This window comes from Streptomyces sp. GQ60, from assembly GCF_059758875.1.
Genome location: NZ_JCAXEG010000002.1, coordinates 623,806 through 641,476, shown reverse-complemented (window position 1 = coordinate 641,476; position 17,671 = coordinate 623,806). Strand labels below are relative to the sequence as shown.

The 17,671-nt window shown below is 72.5% G+C and carries 19 protein-coding genes; 9 read left to right on the top strand and 10 right to left on the bottom strand.

Translation table 11 applies throughout. The features are described 5' to 3' along the window. Nucleotides 1–107: 107 nt before the first annotated feature. The 4 genes from AC6CKD_RS07965 to AC6CKD_RS07950 form a co-directional block, all read right to left on the bottom strand. A complete protein-coding gene (locus tag AC6CKD_RS07965; protein ID WP_498326082.1) occupies nucleotides 108–929 on the bottom strand; it encodes a class I SAM-dependent methyltransferase in 822 nt (273 codons plus the stop codon). 134 nt (nucleotides 930–1,063) lie between these two features. Beyond that, nucleotides 1,064–1,957, bottom strand: coding sequence for an oxygenase MpaB family protein (locus AC6CKD_RS07960; protein WP_498326080.1), 894 nt, complete (start codon nucleotides 1,955–1,957; stop codon nucleotides 1,064–1,066). A gap of 29 nt (nucleotides 1,958–1,986) precedes the next feature. Continuing rightward, the gene (locus AC6CKD_RS07955) at nucleotides 1,987–4,119 is read right to left on the bottom strand and encodes an MMPL family transporter (protein ID WP_498326079.1); all 2,133 of its coding nucleotides are present in this window, start codon (nucleotides 4,117–4,119) and stop codon (nucleotides 1,987–1,989) included. Between the two features lie 129 nt (nucleotides 4,120–4,248). Then, on the bottom strand, nucleotides 4,249–5,496 hold the full coding sequence (locus AC6CKD_RS07950; protein WP_498326078.1) for an NAD(P)/FAD-dependent oxidoreductase: 1,248 nt from the start codon (nucleotides 5,494–5,496) through the stop codon (nucleotides 4,249–4,251). Nucleotides 5,497–5,809: 313 nt separating this feature from the next. Here AC6CKD_RS07950 and AC6CKD_RS07945 point away from each other — a divergent pair, with 313 nt between their 5' ends. The 9 genes from AC6CKD_RS07945 to AC6CKD_RS07905 all read left to right on the top strand — a co-directional run bounded on the left by AC6CKD_RS07945 (nucleotide 5,810) and on the right by AC6CKD_RS07905 (nucleotide 13,318). Continuing rightward, a complete protein-coding gene (locus AC6CKD_RS07945; RefSeq protein ID WP_498326077.1) occupies nucleotides 5,810–6,778 on the top strand; it encodes an LLM class F420-dependent oxidoreductase in 969 nt (322 codons plus the stop codon). A 58-nt stretch (nucleotides 6,779–6,836) separates the two neighbouring features. After that, complete coding sequence (locus tag AC6CKD_RS07940) at nucleotides 6,837–7,946, top strand: NAD-dependent epimerase/dehydratase family protein (protein ID WP_498326075.1); 1,110 nt, start codon at nucleotides 6,837–6,839, stop codon at nucleotides 7,944–7,946. A gap of 32 nt (nucleotides 7,947–7,978) precedes the next feature. Further along, entirely contained in the window at nucleotides 7,979–8,812 is an 834-nt protein-coding gene (locus AC6CKD_RS07935; RefSeq protein WP_498326074.1) for an SDR family NAD(P)-dependent oxidoreductase, read from the top strand. Nucleotides 8,813–8,906: 94 nt separating this feature from the next. Next, nucleotides 8,907–9,119, top strand: coding sequence for a DUF6479 family protein (locus AC6CKD_RS07930; RefSeq protein WP_498326072.1), 213 nt, complete (start codon nucleotides 8,907–8,909; stop codon nucleotides 9,117–9,119). Nucleotides 9,120–9,282: 163 nt separating this feature from the next. Beyond that, nucleotides 9,283–9,960: an HAD family hydrolase gene (locus tag AC6CKD_RS07925; protein WP_498326070.1), complete on the top strand. Its 678-nt coding sequence runs from the start codon at nucleotides 9,283–9,285 to the stop codon at nucleotides 9,958–9,960. 76 nt (nucleotides 9,961–10,036) lie between these two features. After that, complete coding sequence (locus tag AC6CKD_RS07920) at nucleotides 10,037–10,585, top strand: SixA phosphatase family protein (protein ID WP_498326068.1); 549 nt, start codon at nucleotides 10,037–10,039, stop codon at nucleotides 10,583–10,585. 136 nt (nucleotides 10,586–10,721) lie between these two features. Continuing rightward, nucleotides 10,722–11,201 carry a hypothetical protein gene (locus tag AC6CKD_RS07915; protein ID WP_498326067.1) on the top strand — a complete coding sequence of 160 codons (480 nt, stop codon included), beginning with the start codon at nucleotides 10,722–10,724 and terminating at the stop codon, nucleotides 11,199–11,201. A gap of 98 nt (nucleotides 11,202–11,299) precedes the next feature. Beyond that, a complete protein-coding gene (locus AC6CKD_RS07910) occupies nucleotides 11,300–12,400 on the top strand; it encodes a hypothetical protein (protein ID WP_498326066.1) in 1,101 nt (366 codons plus the stop codon). A gap of 153 nt (nucleotides 12,401–12,553) precedes the next feature. After that, nucleotides 12,554–13,318, top strand: coding sequence for a metallophosphoesterase (locus tag AC6CKD_RS07905; protein ID WP_498326065.1), 765 nt, complete (start codon nucleotides 12,554–12,556; stop codon nucleotides 13,316–13,318). Here the strand turns inward: AC6CKD_RS07905 and AC6CKD_RS07900 are convergent. The 6 genes from AC6CKD_RS07900 to AC6CKD_RS07875 form a co-directional block, all read right to left on the bottom strand. After that, a complete protein-coding gene (locus AC6CKD_RS07900; RefSeq protein ID WP_498326063.1) occupies nucleotides 13,291–13,590 on the bottom strand; it encodes a DUF2087 domain-containing protein in 300 nt (99 codons plus the stop codon). The genes AC6CKD_RS07905 and AC6CKD_RS07900 overlap by 28 nt on opposite strands. 134 nt (nucleotides 13,591–13,724) lie before the next feature. Next, a complete protein-coding gene (locus AC6CKD_RS07895; RefSeq protein WP_498326062.1) occupies nucleotides 13,725–14,381 on the bottom strand; it encodes a hypothetical protein in 657 nt (218 codons plus the stop codon). Further along, complete coding sequence (locus AC6CKD_RS07890; RefSeq protein ID WP_498326060.1) at nucleotides 14,378–14,866, bottom strand: DUF6114 domain-containing protein; 489 nt, start codon at nucleotides 14,864–14,866, stop codon at nucleotides 14,378–14,380. The genes AC6CKD_RS07895 and AC6CKD_RS07890 overlap by 4 nt, the downstream gene beginning before the upstream one ends. Next, nucleotides 14,857–15,486 carry a DUF6230 family protein gene (locus AC6CKD_RS07885; RefSeq protein WP_498326058.1) on the bottom strand — a complete coding sequence of 210 codons (630 nt, stop codon included), beginning with the start codon at nucleotides 15,484–15,486 and terminating at the stop codon, nucleotides 14,857–14,859. The genes AC6CKD_RS07890 and AC6CKD_RS07885 overlap by 10 nt, the downstream gene beginning before the upstream one ends. Nucleotides 15,487–15,610: 124 nt before the next feature. Beyond that, on the bottom strand, nucleotides 15,611–16,375 hold the full coding sequence (locus AC6CKD_RS07880) for a MerR family transcriptional regulator (RefSeq protein WP_498326057.1): 765 nt from the start codon (nucleotides 16,373–16,375) through the stop codon (nucleotides 15,611–15,613). 87 nt (nucleotides 16,376–16,462) lie between these two features. Next, entirely contained in the window at nucleotides 16,463–17,659 is a 1,197-nt protein-coding gene (locus AC6CKD_RS07875) for a methyltransferase (protein ID WP_498326298.1), read from the bottom strand. Nucleotides 17,660–17,671 lie beyond the last annotated feature (12 nt).

Sequence of the window (17,671 nt, the reverse complement as noted above, 5' to 3'; positions counted from 1 at the left end):
ATCGTGTTCGAATGCCACCACCAGCGCTGGCACCCCGACCCCGGCGAGGGCCGCCACCCGGTCCGGGTCGCGCAGCGCCCGCGGTCCAGCCCTGCGGGGCCGGCCGGCTAGTCGGCCCGTCGGGCCGTGACCAGGAGGTACTCCCAGTCCATGGCTCCGTCGACGAGGTGCCGCGCGACCAGGTCGTCGAGGGCCGAGTCGAGGGCGGACACCCGGTCGGGCTCCTCGGAGACGAAGCGGTACGTGGCGATGGTCGGCCCGTAGGAGGCCTTGAAGTACTCCCGGAACTCCTCCGGCCGCGCGAAGCGGTCCACACGCAGCGTCTGCGGACGGGCGTCGAAGTCGCCCACCCGGTCCCCGAGCAGGGTGCGCACGTGTTCCGGGTCGCCCCACAGGCGTGGCGGCTGGACACCGGGCGGCGGCGGTGGAGCGTAGGGACGCATCGTGGCGAACATCTGCCCGATGAACCCCGCCGGGGTCCAGTTGATCAGCCCGATGGTGCCGCCCGGCCGACAGACCCGGACCAGCTCGTCGGCCGCCTCCTGGTGGTGCGGGGCGAACATGACGCCGACGCAGGACATCACCGTGTCGAACTCGCCGTCCGCGAAGGGCAGGGCTTCCGCGTCCGCCTCCCGCCAGTCAAGCCGGGCGCCGTGCGTCTCCGCGAGCCGGCGGCCGGCCTCGAGGAGCTCGGGCGTGAGGTCGGAGGCGACGACCTCGGCGCCGAGGAGGGCCGCGGGGATGGACGCGTTCCCGGAGCCCGCCGCGACATCGAGGACGCGGTCACCCGGCCGGATGCCGCACGCCCGCACCAGCTCGCCACCCAGCTCGTTGACGATGTTCGACGCTACGGAGGGGTAATCGCCCAGCGCCCACATCGCACGGTGCTTCGCCTTCAGGGCGTCCGGGGGCGGATTCTCGTTGCTCATGTCCCTATCACTAGCGTCTGCGCGGCTCCAGGGAGGGCGACGCCGCGGACGAGTACCCCGCATGGGTGGTGCGAGAGACCACCCGCGCAGCAGTACCGCCGCCGCTTGGTCGCCCGGGGTCCGTGCGCGACGGCTCAGTGCGGCTGTCGGGGCGGTCGGGGCTGTCGGGGCGGTGGCGTCATCGCCCACCGGATCGTCCCTGTCAGGGCGTGCCCTGACAGGGATACGCAGGTCTCCACCGGGCCGGTCACGGGGCGCAGGCCGAGCATGCCCGGGGCCCACGGGGGCAGCAGGGCGACCGCGTTCGCGGCGAGCAGGGCGTACGGGGCCCGGGCCGGCCAGGGCAGTGGCGGATGGCGGAGGAGGAAGCGGGCCGCGTCGAGGGCTTCGGGCGTGGCCCGCAACTCCGGCCGGTATCGCGCGAGAACGGACATCAGCGACGCCCGGTCGCGCGGCGGGCCCACCACGCCGAGAGCCGTTGCCACGCGCGCGGTGTCCGCGACGTAGGCGTCGTATCCGGCCGCGTCCAACGGGTGCGCTCCGAAGCGCTCGTGCGCGCGAAGGAAGCTGTCGACCTCCGCGGCGTGCACCCAGCCCAGCAGGTGGGGATCGGCCGCGTGGTAGGGCTCGCCCGCCGCCGTGGTGCCCCGCACCCGTTCGTGGACCGCTCGGACCCCGTCGACGGCGCGCTGTGCGTCCTGAGCCGTGCCGTAGGTGGTGACGGCGAGGAAGGTGCTGGTGCGCTGCAGCCTGCCCCACGGGTCGCCGCGGAAGCCGGAGTGTGCCGCCACGGCGGTCATGGCGAGCGGGTGCAGGGACTGGAGCAGGAGGGCGCTGAGGCCTCCTATGAACATCGAGGCGTCGCCGTGGACCGTGCGGATGGGGCGGTCGGGGCCGAACCACCGGGGTCCGGGTGCGGTGTGGATCCGTGCGCGGTTGGCCGGGCCGGACGGTCCCGCCACCCGGCTGAACAGCGTCGCGCCGAGCCGGGCCCGTAGGGTCCGGTCTCCGGCAGAGGACTTGTCCATGGTGGTGTCCTGCCCGCCCGGAACCCGGTTCAATGCTGCTGATCGTCCTTGCCGCGGGCGCGGCTGAGCGCGCCCGGCCACCATGAGGCCGGGCCGATGTCCCGCACGAGGGCCGGCACGAGCAGGGACCGGACGACGAGGGTGTCGAGGAGTACGCCGAAGGCCACGATGAAGGCGATCTGGAGCATGAAGGCCAGCGGGATGACACCGAGCGCGGCGAACGTGGCTGCGAGGACGACACCCGCGGAGGTGATCACGCCGCCGGTGGCCACCAGGCCTCTCAGCACGCCCTGGCGGGTGCCGTGCAGAAGGGATTCCTCGCGGACCCGGGTCATCAGGAAGATGTTGTAGTCGACCCCGAGGGCCACGAGGAAGACGAAGCCGTACAGCGGGACGGACGAGTCGGTGCCGCTGAACCCGAGGAGCCGCTGGAACACGATCGCGGAGACGCCCAGGGTCGCGACGAAGCTGAGGGCGACGGTGGCGACGAGGAGCACGGGCATCAGCACCGAGCGCAGCAGTACGGCGAGGATGATCAGGATGATCACGAGCACGACGGGGACGATGAGCGTGCGGTCGTGCTCGGCGGTGCGCTGGGTGTCGTACCGCTGCGCGCTGTAGCCGCCGACGATCGCGTCCGCGTCCGGTACGGCATGGACCGCCTGACGCAGTCGGACGATGGTCTCCTGGGCCGACCTGCTGTCCGCCGGTGCTTCGAGCGTGGCGTCGAGGCGGACCCTCCCGCCTGCCACGAGCGGGGGGCCGCCCGCCGGCCCCGGTGCGGTGAGGGGGGTGACGGCGTCGACGCCCTCGGTCCGCTCGGCCGCCCGCGTGACCTCGTCGATCCGGTCGGCGTCCGCGATCACGACGGCCGGATTGCCCGATCCGCCGGGGAAGTGCTCGCTCAGGGTCTGCTGGGCGGCCACCGACGGGGCGTCGTTCACGAACACCTCCTCCAGCGGCACGCCCTTGGCGTTGAGCGTGGGGGCGAAGGCGGCGCAGGCCAGGAGGACGGCGAGGCTGAGGGCCCAGACCTTGCGCGGGGCACGGTCCACCACGGCCGCCACGGTCTTCCAGATGCCGGTGCCGGTGCCGGTGCCGGTGCCGCTGCCGGTGCCGGTGCCGTCGTCGGCGGTGTGGCCGGTCTTGGCGGGCCAGTAGGCGGCGCGGCCGAGCAGGACGAGGGCGGCGGGCAGGAAGGTGAGGGTGCTCAGCACCGCGCACACGATGCCGATGGCCCCTACGGGACCGAGGGCGCGGTTGTTGGTGAGGTCGCTCAGGAGCAGGGCGAGCAGGCCGAGGGCGACGGTGCCCGCACTCGCCGTGATGGGGCCTGCGGACCGCCGCAGGGCCGCCCTTACCGCGGCGAACCTGTCCGAGCGGGCCCGGAGTTCCTCGCGGAAGCGTGCCGCGAGGAGGAGGGCGTAGTCGGTGGCCGCGCCGATCACCAGGATCGAGAGGATGCCCTGCACCTGCCCGTCGACGCGGACGATGCCCCGGTCCGCGAGCACGTAGACGATCGCGCAGGCGAGTCCCAGGGAGAACACCGCCCCGATGATGATCACTACGGGTAGCAGCAGACTGCGGTAGACCAGCAGGAGGATCAGCAGGACGGCGACCAGGGCGACGCCCAGCAGGAGCCCGTCGATCCCGGCGAAGGCGTCGGCGAGATCGGCCTGGGCGGCCGCGGGGCCGGCCACCTGCGCGGTGGTCCCGGGGACCGCTGCCGCGGTCGCCGCGATCTCCCCCAGAGCGCGGGGCAGCTCCTCTCCGAGGTCGGGCTTGAGCCGTACGACGCCTTGGAGCGCCTGCCCGTCGGCGGAGAGGACGGCGGGGGAGGAAGGACCGGCCGCGAACCCGGCGTGGCCGAGACCGGCCAGGGCCCGTGTGGCGTCGTCCTGCTGCCGGGCCCCCAGCTTCCCGCCCGGCGTCTTCGCGGTCCACACCACGACCGCAGGCAGGCTCTCGTCCTGCCTGAAGGCCCGCTGCGCCTCGACGACCCGGGTGGACTCCGCACTGCGGGGCAAGAAGGCCGTCTGATCGTTGGCGGCCACCTCGCCGAGCTTGCCCGCGTACGGGCCCAGTCCGCCTCCGACGAGCAGCCAGGCGACGAGCAGGACGACAGGGATCAGCCATCGGGTGAACCGTGACGAGGCGGACATGGCGCTCCTGTAGATCCATCTCAACAGTTGACGGGCTGCGCCACGATGGCCGAGGGGACCACCGCTGCTTGCCCGTACCGCTGTCTTCTCCCGGAAGGGCCGGTACGGATGCGGCCGTTGAGCGGCCGTTCAACGGTCGAAGTCCGCCAGGACTTCGCGGGCGGCCCTGGAACCGGAAGCCAGGGCACCCTGGAGCGAGCCCGTCGCCCGGTGGTCGCCGCAGACGTACCGGTGTGGCCCGAACCTGGTCGTCCGGATCAGCGGAAGGGGCGGGGGCATGGCGGGAAGCGCGTCGTGAACCGTGTGCCGCCTCACCAACTGCCAAGTGTCCGTGTCGGCTCCGTACGCTTCGGCGAGCGCGGCCCGGACGACTGCCTCCTCCGTGGGATCCGGTGCCCCGAGGACGGAGGTGGCAACGAGTGCGCGGCCGTCGGGGGCATGGCCGGGGTGCACCTCGCTGAGCACGCAGGTGTTGAGGAACCGGCGCCGCGTGTCGATCAGAAGCGTGGGCTCTCGCAGCGGCGAGCGATCGGCGGCGTGGTACAGGGTGGTGACCGTACGGCCGGCGGGCACCCTCAGCCCGGGCAGCAGCCGGACCGCGGCAGCCGGGTTGGTGGCGACGACGACGGCCCGGGCCCGGCGTTCGGTACCGTCCGCCAGGACCACCCCGTCGTCGGTCAGCCGGGCGATCGGGGTTCCGGTGCCGAGGACGCCTGGGGGAAGGCGGTCGGCCAGCTGGGAGGGGACCGCTCCGATGCCGTCGGCGGGCAGGCACAGGGTGCCGCGCACCATGCTGCGCCAGACCAAGTGGAAGAACCGGGACGAGGTCTCCAAGCGGTCTTCCAGGAACACCCCGGACAGGAACGGCCTGAGGAAGGTCTCGACCAGCCCGGCGGAGATCCCGGCCTCGGCCAGCGCGGCGAGGGTCGTCCGGTCGGGCCGCGCGCGCAGGAGGCGCGGCGGCAGGAGCGTGTCCTGCGCGGTGAGGAATCCGAGCGCGGCGAGGTCCCGGGCCGTGGCCAGTCGGCCGGGAAGCAGGTCGCGGCTCTCGCGAGGCCGCCGGGTGGGGTCCGTGAAGCGCAGCAGGTGGCCGCCGCCGGTGTGGACGAGCACGCCCGGGGTGAAGGGCCTGAGGCGCAGGGGGCGGAGTGCGAGACGGCGTTTGACTTGCGGGTACGCGGTGTTGAGCACCTGGAAACCGCGGTCGGTGACGAAGCCGGAGGAGCGGTCGGTGCGCATGCGCCCGCCGACCGCGTCCGAGGCCTCCAGCAGGCTGACGCGGAGGCCCGCTGCCAGCAGGTCCGCGGCGCAGGCGAGGCCGGCGGCGCCCGCACCGATCACGATCACGTCCCGGCCGCTTCCCTGTTCCCGCCTCATGCGCGGTCACCTTCGCTTCAGGGTGAGGGGGCTCTCGGCAATCGGCCCCGGCCCACGCTACGTCGGGGGGAAGGTCGGTCCGGTGGGGCGCGCCGGGGGTGAGCCGGGGATGCCCCGGTGCGCGCCGCGGGTGTGGCTGCCGGCCGGTCGTGCGTTCCCGGCCGGCCGCCTCGGGTACGGGACGGTTCTGGAACCGTGGTGTGCATCGCGTCCGTGTGGGCAGGCGCCGTGTGGTCGGGGTGACGTCGGCCAGACGGGAGCGGTGACGCTCCAGCGCCTGGCGCCGCGCCCAGGAGCGAGGGAAAGGACCGACATGGCGGTGCGCATCGGATACACGATGATGACCGAGCAGGCCGGGCCGCGTGAGCTGGTGGCCCACGTCGTGGGAGCGGAGGAGGCGGGATTCGACTTCGCGGTCATCTCGGACCACTCCTTCCCCTGGCTGCGCTCACAGGGGCACGCACCGTACGCGTGGAGCGTCCTCGGAGCGGCCGCGCAGGCGACCTCCCGGATACCGCTCATGACGTACGTGACCTGCCCGACGTTCCGGTACCACCCTGCGGTCGTCGCGCAGAAGGCGGCGACGATGCAACTCCTGTCCCAGGGCAGGTTCCGGCTGGGCCTGGGCTCCGGCGAGAACCTCAACGAGCACATCGTCGGCGCCGGCTGGCCCGCCGCCCACGTACGCCTGGAGATGCTGGACGAAGCCGTCGACATCATCCGGCGCATGTTCACCGGCGAGTACGTGAGCCACCACGGTGCCCACTACGACGTCGAGAACGCCAAGCTCTGGGACGTGCCCGACGGGCCGCCCCCCATCGGCATAGCCGTCTCGGGGCCCCGCTCGTGCGAGCTCGCCGGCCGGTGCGGCGACCTCGTCATCGCCACCGAGCCGGAGCGGGAGCTCCTGGAAGCCTTCGACGCCCACGGCGGAGCGGGAAAACCGCGCGTCGGCCAGGTGCCCGTGAGCTACGACACCGACCGCGAAGCGGCGGTGGCCCGGGCGCACGACCAGTTCCGCTGGGCACTGGGAGGCTGGGCGGTCAACGCCGAACTCCCGGGGCCCACCGGTTTCGAGCAGGCCTCGCAGCACACCCGGCCCGAGGACGTCGCCGGGGCGATCGCCTGCGGCGCCGACGTGGACGCGTTCGTCGACGCCGTACGTCCCTACGCGGAAGCGGGGTTCACCGAGGTGGCCCTCGTCCAGATCGGCGGCGACCGCCAGGAGCCGTTCCTGAAATGGGCCGAGGCGGAACTCCTGCCCGCGCTCCGGAGCATGTGAGACGAAACCGGGCCGGGCCGGCGTGCGGGCCCGGCCCCCGTGAAGGGAGGAGCCGGACATGACACGGCACCCGGAGTCCGTGCGTGAGGCGGGCGCGGCGCGCGTGGTGGTCGTCGGGGCGACCGGAAACGTGGGCACCAGCGTCGTACAGGCCCTGTCCGAAGACCCGGCGGTGGGCTCGGTGCTCGGCCTGGCACGGCGGGTGCCGCGCTGGCGGCCGGCCAAGACCGAGTGGCGGGCGGTCGACATCGAGCCGGGCGGGGACGACCTCGTACCGCTCCTCGCCGGTGCGGACGCCGTGATCCACCTCGCCTGGAAGTTCCAGCCCACCCACCGTCCGGACGAGACCTGGCGCACCAACGTCCTGGGGAGCATCCGCGTCTTCGACGCGGTGGCCGCGGCGGGCGTACCCGCCCTGGTCCACGCCTCCTCGGTCGGAGCGTACTCACCCGGCCCCAAGGACAGTGCCGTTGACGAGTCCTGGCCCACCCACGGCTGGCCGAAGGCCGCGTACACGCGGGAGAAGGCCTACCTCGAACGGGTACTCGACGCCTACGAACGAGACCATCCGGACGTCCGCGTGGTCCGGATGCGCCCCGCCTTCCTCTTCAAGCGGGAGTCCGCCTCCGAGCAGCGCCGGATCTTCGCCGGACGGCTGCTGCCGGGGCGGCTCGTCCGGCCCGGCCTCGTGCCCGTCGTGCCCGACCTGCGGGGGCTGCGCTTCCAGGCCCTGCACACCGACGACGCGGCTTCCGCCTACCTGGCCGCCGTCACCCGCCCGGTGCGCGGCCCCTTCAACCTGGCGGCCGACCCGCCGTTGGACGCCACCGTCCTGGCCGGCCTCTTCGACGCGCGGACCCTGCGGATGCCCACCGCTCCGCTACGGGCCGCCCTCGCCGTGGCCTGGCGGCTGCGCCTGGTGCCCGCCGCTCCCGGCCTCTTCGACGCCGTGCTGCGCCTGCCGCTCATGGACTGCACCCGGGCGCGCGAGGAACTCGCGTGGGAGCCCCGGCGCACCGCCGTGGAGGCCTTCGAGGAGTTCCTCTCCGGCCTCCGGGGCGGAGCGGGCATGGAAACCGCGCCCCTCGCCCCGGACCGGGACGCCGCCCCCTCGGCCCACGGGCACCGGACGGAGGCGCGCACCGGGGTTCCCGGGGCGGCGGGGTGAGTGCACGGCCTCCGGCCGGGTAGCCGCAGCTCATGGACACCCAGCTCATGGACACTCAGCTCATGGACACCCAGGAACGCCCTCTCGCCCTCGTCACCGGAGCCTCCAGCGGCATCGGTCTGGAGCTGGCGCGTGAATGCGCGCGCCACGGCTACGACCTCGTGGTGGCGGCCGAGGACGAGCTCATCCACGAGGCGGCGGACCGGCTGCGCGTGCACGGCACCGCGGTCCACGCCGTGCGCACGGACCTCGCCGCCGCCGACGGCGTCGGGCTGCTCGTCAGCGAGTTGCGCACCCACGACCGGCCCGTGAGCGCCGCCTTCCTCAACGCGGGCATCGGCCGGGCCGGCGCGTTCCTGGAGACGGACCCGGGGGATTCGGCCGAGGTGATCGACGTCAATGTGTCCTCCACCGTGCACCTGGCCAGGCACCTCCTGACGGACATGGCCGCACGGGGCGAAGGCCGGCTGCTGATCACCTCCTCGGTCGCCGCCGAGCTGCCCGGGCCCTACAACGCCGTCTACAACGCTTCCAAGGCCTTCCTGCTCTCCTTCGCCCGCGCCCTGCGCGAGGAGCTGCGGGGCACAGGCGTCACGGTCACGGCTCTGATGCCGGGTGCGACGGACACCCGGTTCTTCGTACGGGCCGGGATGCTGGACACCCGTCTGGGAAGGTCGCGGAAGGACGACCCGGCGCTCGTCGCCCGCCAGGGGTACCGGGCCCTCATGGCCGGCCGGCCGATGAAGGTGGCAGGCTCCTCGCGCACCAAGAGCAGGGAGCTGCTCACCCGGTGCCTCCCCACCGAAGCCAGAGCTTCCCTGCACGCCCACTGGGCGCGGCCCCACGGGAGCCGGAGCCATCTGTGACCCGGAGCCGTCCGTGACCCGGAGTCGCCTGCGAGCCGGAACCGGCACGGCGCGTCCTGCCGATGTTCCAGACGATCGGGGGTAGGAGCGCATCATGTTCGCCATCGAGATCTTCGCGGCCGAAGGCCGGTCCTCGCTCTTCCTCATCCTCGCGGGTGTGGCGGTCGTCGCCCTCTTGCTCGCCGCCTTCTGGTACGGCAGCCGGCGCAGCGCGCGTCGGCAGGCCCCGGCACGGCCGGCCGAGCAGAACCCCGCGGCGCGCGGGCGCGCGCAATCGTGGGAGACACCGGACGACGAGGGCCGCTGACCAGTCACAGCCCGTCGTCATCGAGGTACGTACGGCCGCGGCGGCAGGTGCGTACGCCAGAGCGCCGGTATGAAGCGCAGCCGACTGGGCAGGCGTGCCGTAGCGGGCAGGCATCCGGCCCGGCCGCACGACGACAGATCCGCGACCGTAGGAGGCCGCCGCCATGAGCCGCAACCGCGCCGCCCTCTTCGACGTCGACGGCACCCTCGCGGACACCAACCACCTCCACGTCGTTTCCTGGTGGGAGGCCCTGCGCCAGCACGGCCACCGGGTACCGATGCACGACATCCACCGGGCCATCGGCCTGCCGGGCGAAGACCTCCTCGACCACCTCCTCGAGGACGATCGCGACCGCGGCGACGACGAGCTGATGAGCACCGCCCACGACACCCTGTACGCGACCTACTTCGACCGGCTCCCCGCCCTGGACTCGGCGGCCGACCTCTTGCGGACCCTGTCGGAGGCGGGCTGGAAGGTCCTGCTCGTGACCTCGGCGAAGGACACCGAACTGCGGGCTCTGCGCCGGGCCATCGATGCGGACGACGCCATCACCGACACCGCGACCTCCGACGACGTCCAGCAGGGCAAGCCCGCCCCCGAGCCCCTGCACCACGCCCTGGAACTGGCGGGGGCGCCGCCCGAACGCGCCGTCTTCGTCGGCGACACCGTGTGGGACATGAAGGCAGCGGTACGAGCCGGCGTGGCCGCCGTCGGGCTGCTCTGCGGCGGCATTCCGCGCGGCGACCTTGAGGAGGCGGGAGCCGCTGCGGCCTACCGTGACCCGGCCGATCTGCTGGCCGAACTGGCCGACAGCCCGTTCTCCGCGGTGACGTCCGAGTGAGCCCGCTGCCGCACGGTCCCGAGGCAGGAGGACGCCGGGGTAGCGGGGCCATCCGCAAGGGCAGGAGGAGGAGACCGTGACCGCGATCAGAGGCGAACGCCGGCTCGTGCTCGTACGGCACGCCAAGTCCGTGCCCAAGGACGCCGCCCCCGACTTCGACCGGCCACTGGCCGACCGCGGCCGACGCGAGGCCCCGAAGACGGGTGCGTGGCTCGCGGAGTCCGGATACCCGCTCGACTTCGCGCTGTGCTCGTCGGCGCTGAGGACCCGGCAGACATGGCACCTCCTCGCGCCCGGGCTGAGCGAACCGCCTCCCGTCGTCTACGAGGACCGGCTGTACAAAAAGCCCGCCGATGTCCTGATGGACGTACTGGGCGAGACGGACGAGGCCGTCATGGGCCTGCTGATGGTGGGCCACAATCCCGGCATCCACGAACTGGCCGTTGCACTGTGCGGGAAGGACGGGAAGGCCGGGACGGACGAGAAAGACGTGAAGAGGCTTCGCCACCGCATTCGCGAAGGGTTCCCCACCGCGGCCGTCGTCGTCTTCACCCTGTCGGGCACCTGGCAGGAGCTCGCGCCGGGGGCAGGCCGGCCGACGGCGTTCTGGGCTCCTCAGCACTGACGGTCGGCCGATGCGGCAGGCGGGGGGGCTGATCAGCCGGGTGATCAACGGCGTGATCAGGAACGGCTGTTGTGGGGCTGGGGCGTCTCCTATGCTTCGTTTGCGCGCAGTCGGATGGACGGAGCGAGGGGGCAACGTGTTGACGGAGGCTTTGGCAGCGCTGGCCGCGGCTGGTGGTGCGGCGGTGGTGCAGGCCGCGGCCACCGACGCGTGGGGCGGGACGAGAGTGCTGGTCGCACAGTGGTTCAGCCGGTCGGACAGTTCGCGAGCGCCCCAGGAGTTCGAGCTCCTCGACGCGACCGCGCGGGCGGTCGGGGAGGCGGCTCCGGAGGGGCTGGCCGAGGTGACCGCGTACCACGAGGCCCTGTGGCGGGCCCGGTTCGAGGGTGCCCTGGCAGGCAGCCGAGACGCCGCTGACCAGGTGCGAGCGGCGGCCGAGCTGAAGGAACTGCTGGCTCGGATCGCGGCCGGCGGTGGTGTCTCCAGCGGCGACGGCGGCCTGTCGGCGGCCGGGAACGTCGAGATCCGGAGCATGCCGGGTTCGATCGCCGCGGGGGTGATCAACGGGGGAGCCGTCATCAACCCCCCTCTGGCGCCGGAGCGGACGCAGGGCTGAACCACTCCGGGAACACGAGCCCCATCACGATCAACGCCTCCACCGTCCACGGCGGCATCCACTTCGGATCCGGCCCGCCGCAGCCGGGCCGGCCGACGGTGGTCATCGGCGTCCACACCGACGAGCGACGGCCGGCCGACATCTCGTACGAGGTGTCGCGAGCCGCGTCCGGCCTGGTGATCCGGCCGGTGAACGGCTATCTCAGCAGCCTGCGCTCCGGGGCGACCTTGGAGGGCGCGTGGGGACAGGCATTCCGATGGCCGGTCCTGGACGTCAAAGTGGTCAACAACACCTCGGAGGCGATCCTGCTCCACGAGGCCATCCTGGATGTCAGGTCCTCCGCGCCGGATCTGCGCACCATCCCCGTCCTCACGTACCTCAGCACCTCCATCACGGTGCGCAACGACGGATGGGGTCCGCTGGAGGACTGCACCCTCACGTTCTCCCTCTTCACCGCGCCGGGGGCGTCGAGGCCCGTCGGAGGCCCGTTCGTGCTGCGTTCCTCCGGTCTCGAATCCCTCCGAGACCGGCGCTCCTCCTCTTCCTGGTCCGTGGCGGACGCGCTCCGTTCGTGCGGTGTGGACACGAAGGCCTTCGAGAGGCTGAAGAGATCGCTCGCGGGGGCAGGTCTCATGGCTCCAGAGCCCAGTCGGGCCACGATCCGCTCCGTCCTCGGCCCCTTCGCCGACCGGCAAGCCGCTTACGTCGAAGGGACGCTGGAGTACACGCACCCGGGCCCGGACGGCACGCCGGTCCGTTCGAGCAACTCGGTCCGCGGCATGCTCCACCTGTACCTCGGTCCTCCCCGGATCGGGGCGTACCTGCCGCCGGGGCACGCGTACTCGACGGTCCTGCCGTCGGCAGGTCGCGCGTACCGGGTTTCGGTGCCGCTCTCCCAGTTCGTCCAGAGCGGCGAGGCCGATCGGTTCCTCGTCACCCTCGCCTCCGACCGTTCGGCGGTCCACGACTTCTCCTTGGCTCTCAAGTGCAACGATCGAGAAGTGGTGGTCGCCGAGCACGTCAAGCTAGAGCTCTTCCTCCCGCGTTCGAAGGCGGCCGACGCACCACCGCTTCCGGGGGCGGGAGTTGACGGTGATCCCGGCAGCGACCCGGGGGCTGGTCGCCGACGGAGGTCCTCGCCGGGCCCGGCCGGCCGGGAGGCGAGTTGGTGGAGGAGGGCCCTCGGATGGTCGAGGTGAGCGGGCGTGGACGGTCGCGACTCGGCTCGGCTCCGTGGAGGTGCCGCCTCGCCGCGCGCCGCTCGCCGCACGTCTCCTGCCTCAACGCCCGGCCCGAGGCCGGAGTGCCGCGGGCATGCAATCCCAGCTTCCGTACCGAAGGAGCCATCGCCCGTGATCGTGATAGCCCACCTCAGTGACGTCCACCTCGACGGCGGAGACCGGGCCGCCGAGCGGACCCGCGTGGTCATGGAGTACCTGGAGGGGCTCCCGTACGAGCTCGACGCGGTGCTCGTGAGCGGGGACATCGCCGATCACGCGCGCACGGAGGAGTACGAGGAGGCGCGCAAGGCCCTCGGCTCCCGCCATCCACTGGTCGTCTGCCCCGGGAACCACGACGACCGCGCCGCCTTCCGGCGCGGCCTGCTGGGGGAGGAACGCCCGTCCGCGGCCCCGGTCGACCAAGTGCTGCGCGGCGACGGCTTCGTCCTCGCGGTGTGCGATTCGTCCGTACCCGGTGAACACCGGGGGTACCTGGAGGACTCGACGGTCACCTGGCTGGACGGGGTGCTCACCGAGACCCCGCGCGAGGTGCCCGTCCTGGTCGCCTTCCACCACCCGCCCGTCGCGCTGCACATCCCGTACGTCGACGGCATCCGGCAGTTCGGCGAGGAGCGGCTGGCGGCGCTGGCCGAGCGGCACCCGCACCTGGCGGCGTTCCTGTGCGGACACGCCCACACCGGCGCGGCGACCACCTTCGCGGGGCGGCCGCTGCTCGTGGCTCCGGGCGTCGTGTCGACGACGCGGCTCCCCTGGGAGGCGGCTTCGGGGGAGGGCGAGTACATCCACACGGACGAGCCGCCGGCCGTGGCCTTCCACGTGATCGGTGAGGACGGCCGGCTGACGACGCACTACAGGGTGGTCGTGGCCCGCCGGTAGCCGGAGCCGTCGCGCGTCCGGGTGAGGTGCCCGGCGATGACCAGGTACCGCCGCAGCGCCGCGCAGTCCTCGTGGACGGTGAGCAGCAGACCGTTCACCTCGGGCTCCGTGTACGCGCGGTCCGCCTCGAAGAGGGTCTCGCTGAGGTGGACGAGCAACTGCTCCCGGCGGGCCGCCTTGCGCGGGATCGCCGCGAGGCGGCCGCCGGCGGTGAACAGGTCGGCGACGCCGCGTCGGGTGGGCGTACGGGTTTCTGCGCTGCTTTGTGACATGCCCTCGAGCTTTACCGGCCAATCGCCCCGGGGCAACGGCTTTTCCCGGGCAGGTTCGAAGAGCGACGGTCGCACGAAGGCCCGCCGGCCCCGGAGCGGTCCGGGGCCGGCGGGCTTCCTCGTGCACGGGGGCGTCAGGGGCCGACGGTGATCTGCTGCGCGGGGTCGGTGGTGTCGGTGACCTTGTACACGGCGTTGAAGATGGACGCGGTGGCGCTCGTCGGGCAGCCGAAGCCGCCGGTGACGGTGACCGGCACCGAGGCGTTGGTGAAGGTCAGGCTCGGCGGGGCGCCGTTCGTCCAGGCGCCGGGGACGCTCGCCGGTCCGGAGGGGGCGGCGGTGACGGTGCAGACGGCCAGGCCGGTGGTGTGGACGACGAGCCCGCCCGGGGGCACGGTCATGGTGGCCGTGATGGGGGAGCCGTGCTGCATCGACACCTTCCAGGCCCCGCTGGTGGTGACCGTGGGGGTCACGCCCCACATGCTCGAGGTGCAGGAGCTGTAGGTGGGCGGGGAGATCGGGGAGGAGACGGGACCCGCCGCGTTGTGGTTGCCGGGGGCGGCCGGCACCGCGCCGGTGGACACCGAGACCGTACAAGTGACGGTGACGGAGCCGGCTTTGAGGGTGGCCTTCCCGCTGAGGGTGGCCTTGAAGGCGTGCCCGGCCGGGGTGACGGTGGTCGACCCGGCCAGAGGTAAGGGCAGGGCGGTGGCGGAGACCGGGGCGAGGGACATGGCTCCGGCCGCGGCGGCCGCTGCGAGCGCGAGGGTGGTGGTGCGCGTACGGCTCATGGCTGTGCTCCTTGGGGATAGTGGTGCTGTGGGGGAGCGGACGTGGGGGACGTAGCGGTGGGTGAGGTGGCCGCGGGGGACTCGGCCGTGGGGGTGCCGGGCCCGGATGCCTCCGGGTCCGGTGCGGCGCCGGGGCGCGGGGCGGCGTACGGCTGCCAGGCGAACATCAGGCCGCCGCCGAGGATGCCGAGCAGGGTGCCGATCAGGAATCCGCCGAGGTTCGACAGGACCAGCGCGGCCGTGGCGATGAGGGTGGTGAGGACGCCGGCCAGGGCGCGCTGGGGCGGGGAGAACCAGGCGGTGAGGCCGAGCACGATCATGACGATGCCCATCAGGACCGACGGGATCCCCGCCACCCCCTGCTGGAGCATGATCTTCAAGGGCGCGAGCGGCAGGGCGCAGATCTCGGCCCCGGCGAGGATGGCGAACAGCCCGCCCCAGAAGGGCCGGCCGCGCCGCCAGCGCCGCCAGCGGCTCAGAAGCATTCCTTCTTGCCCTTGCTGATGTTCATGTGCAGCCCGGAGAGCTTGAAGGTGCCCGCGTTGGTCGCCCAGGCCGTCTGGCGGAGATCGGTGATGCTGACGGTGTCGGCCTGCTGGGCGAACAGGTCCTGCATGCCCACCGCGTCCGCCGGCCCCTTGTCGAGGGTGGAGGCGTCGCGGCCGATCTCGATGTTGGTGAAGACCGCGTCACCGGATAGCTGGGTGGCGTCCACGAAGAGGTTGCTCGCCTCGACGGGGGCCTTCTGGCCGGCGGTGAGGTTGAGCGAGATGTCCCCGATGATCGGGAGCGTGGTCACCACCGACTGGCAGAGGCTGTGCAGCTTGGCCTCCTTGATGGCGGTGACCGCCACCGGGATGAGTTCCTCGCGGGCGTTCACGTCCACGCTGCCGTACTGGGCGAACCCCTCGCCCGTCAGGCTCTTCGCCGACACCTTGAACTGCTGGCCCGAGACGGCGAAGGAGGCGGCGAGCGCGCCCTGTCCGAGGGCGATGCCCAGGCCGGCGGTCACGGCGACGGCGGGGAGGGTCAGTAGGGCGAACCGGCGCCAGCGGACCCTGCCCGCATCGTCGGCCCTCTCGGATAACTTGGGGGAATCTGCCATGAGATCGTCCCTTATGTTCGGCTGTGCACCGTTTTTTTGTTACCGACGAGTTGAATGTAAGAGTGCCAATGGGGGTTGGCAAGGTTGCTCGGGCGTACCTTTTCGGCCGAGTCCTACTCGCCGGTCACGCCCCGGAAGACTCCGTGCGCAGCAGCTCGGAGACTTCGGCGTCCACCCGCCGGGCCATCGCCCGGGCGAACTCGGCGGCCACGACCCCGCCCGCCAGCGGACGCAGCGCCGCGACCGCCTCGGTGATGTGCCGCAGGCGCGTGGCCGAAAGCTGTTCCAGCCCGTCCGCGCCGATCACGTGCGTGCTGAACAGGGCGACGAACCGGTCCGCGACAGCGGCCGCCTGCGTCTGCACGAAGTCCCCCGCGTCCAGGACCTCCCCGAGCGGCACCCCCGCCCGCACCAGCGTCACCGTCGCCTCCAGCAGGCGCCGGCTGCGGTGCGTGACCAGGTCCCCGTCGATCGTCACGTACCCCAGCTCGGCCGCCCGCCGGGTGTCCTCGGGGGAGGCCGTCGGGCCGAACAGCTCACGCAGCGCGGCCCGGGACATGACGACCGGCTCCTCCTGCTCCCAGTCGCGGGTCATCTCCCGCTCCAGGCCCAACAGTTGGGAAAGCCCGCCGCCCTGCTCCCAGGCCGCCAGCAGCTCGGCTATGCCGTTGACGGTGTAACCGCGCCCCAACAGGTTGCTGATCAGGCGCAGTCGGGTGAGGTGGTCGTCGGAGTACCAGGCGATCCGCCCCTCCCGGCGCGGTGCCGGGAGGAGTCCGCGCTCCTGGTAGTAGCGCAGGTTGCGCACCTTCACCCCGGCCGCGCGGGCCAGTTCATCCCGGCGGTAGTGCCCGCCGACGGCCGCGTCCTGATCCACCTGACTGCTCACGCGGCCGAGTGTAAGACGCGCTGACGGGCCTACCGGCGAGTTAGCGCGGGGCGGTCGGAAGATCGCCGCGCAGGCTGTACCGGCAGGTCACGCGGCGCGGGGCTGCTCGCGCCGCTTGACCGCCCTCAGGACCACGAACTTCGGCTCGCTCGCGGCGACTTCGCTGTTGCCGAAGAGCCGGCGCAGGTGCGTGTGGTAGCCCATGTGGCGGTTGGCCACCACCCACAGCTCGCCGCCCGGCCGCAGTACCTTGCGCGACTGCGCGAACATCCGCAGCGCCGTCGCGTCGGTGGTCGCCTGGTGGGAGTGGAAGGGCGGATTGCAGAGCACCAGGTCCACCGAACCGGGCGGCAGCATCGAGACCCCGTCCCCGACGATGAACTCGGCGCGGTCCAGACGTCCTTGGACATTGGCGCGGTACGTGGCCTCCGCCGAGGCCACCGCCTGGTACGACTCGTCCGTGAAGACGACCTCGGCCTCCGGGTCGGCCACCGCCACCGCAGTGCCGACGACGCCGTTGCCGCAGCCCAGGTCGACGACGCGGGCCCCGTCCGTGTTGGTCGGAATGCTCTGCAGGAAGAAGCGGGTGCCGACGTCGAGGCGGTCCGCGCAGAAGATCCCGGCGTGGTTGACCACGGTCAGACCGGAGCCCGACCCGGCGTCCTGGTCGACGGTGTACGTCACCGGCCACGGGCCGTCGGTCCGGGGATGCGCGGCTCCGGGGTTGCCGGGCGTGCAGAAGATCAGGCGGGCCTTCTTCTCGGCCAGCGAGGTCTTCGTCGGACCGAGGATCTTCTCGAAGAGCCGCAGCGTGGAGGTGTGGATCTCCTTCACCATGCCGGCGCCGACGACGACGGTCCCGGCGTGCACGTGCGGGGCGAGGCGGTAGAGCATGTCCTCCAGCAGCGCCAGGCTCTTGGGTACCCGCACCAGGAGCACGTCGATCCGCTCCGGCGGGGCGTCCTGAGTCGTCAGCAGGGTCACGGTGCTCTTGGCGGTCCCGATGCCGTTGCGGTCCAGATTGGCCGCGGTGGCGGAGCGGGTCAGGCTGGAGTCGGTGATCTGGGTCGGGTGGTGCGCGGCCAGCGCCGTCGTCAGCGCCCCCCAGCGGTCCCCGATCACGGTGATCTGCCCGGCGCCGGCCAGATCCACCGGGCCGCGTTCACCCGTACCGGATTCGAGGTGGCGGAGCAGGTACTCGTCGGCGGCGTCCCATGCGAAGAGCCGGTCGCGCGGGTCCTCGGGGAAGCGGGCGAGCTCGAAGGAGCCGAAGGGCGTGGTCAGACGGTTCATATT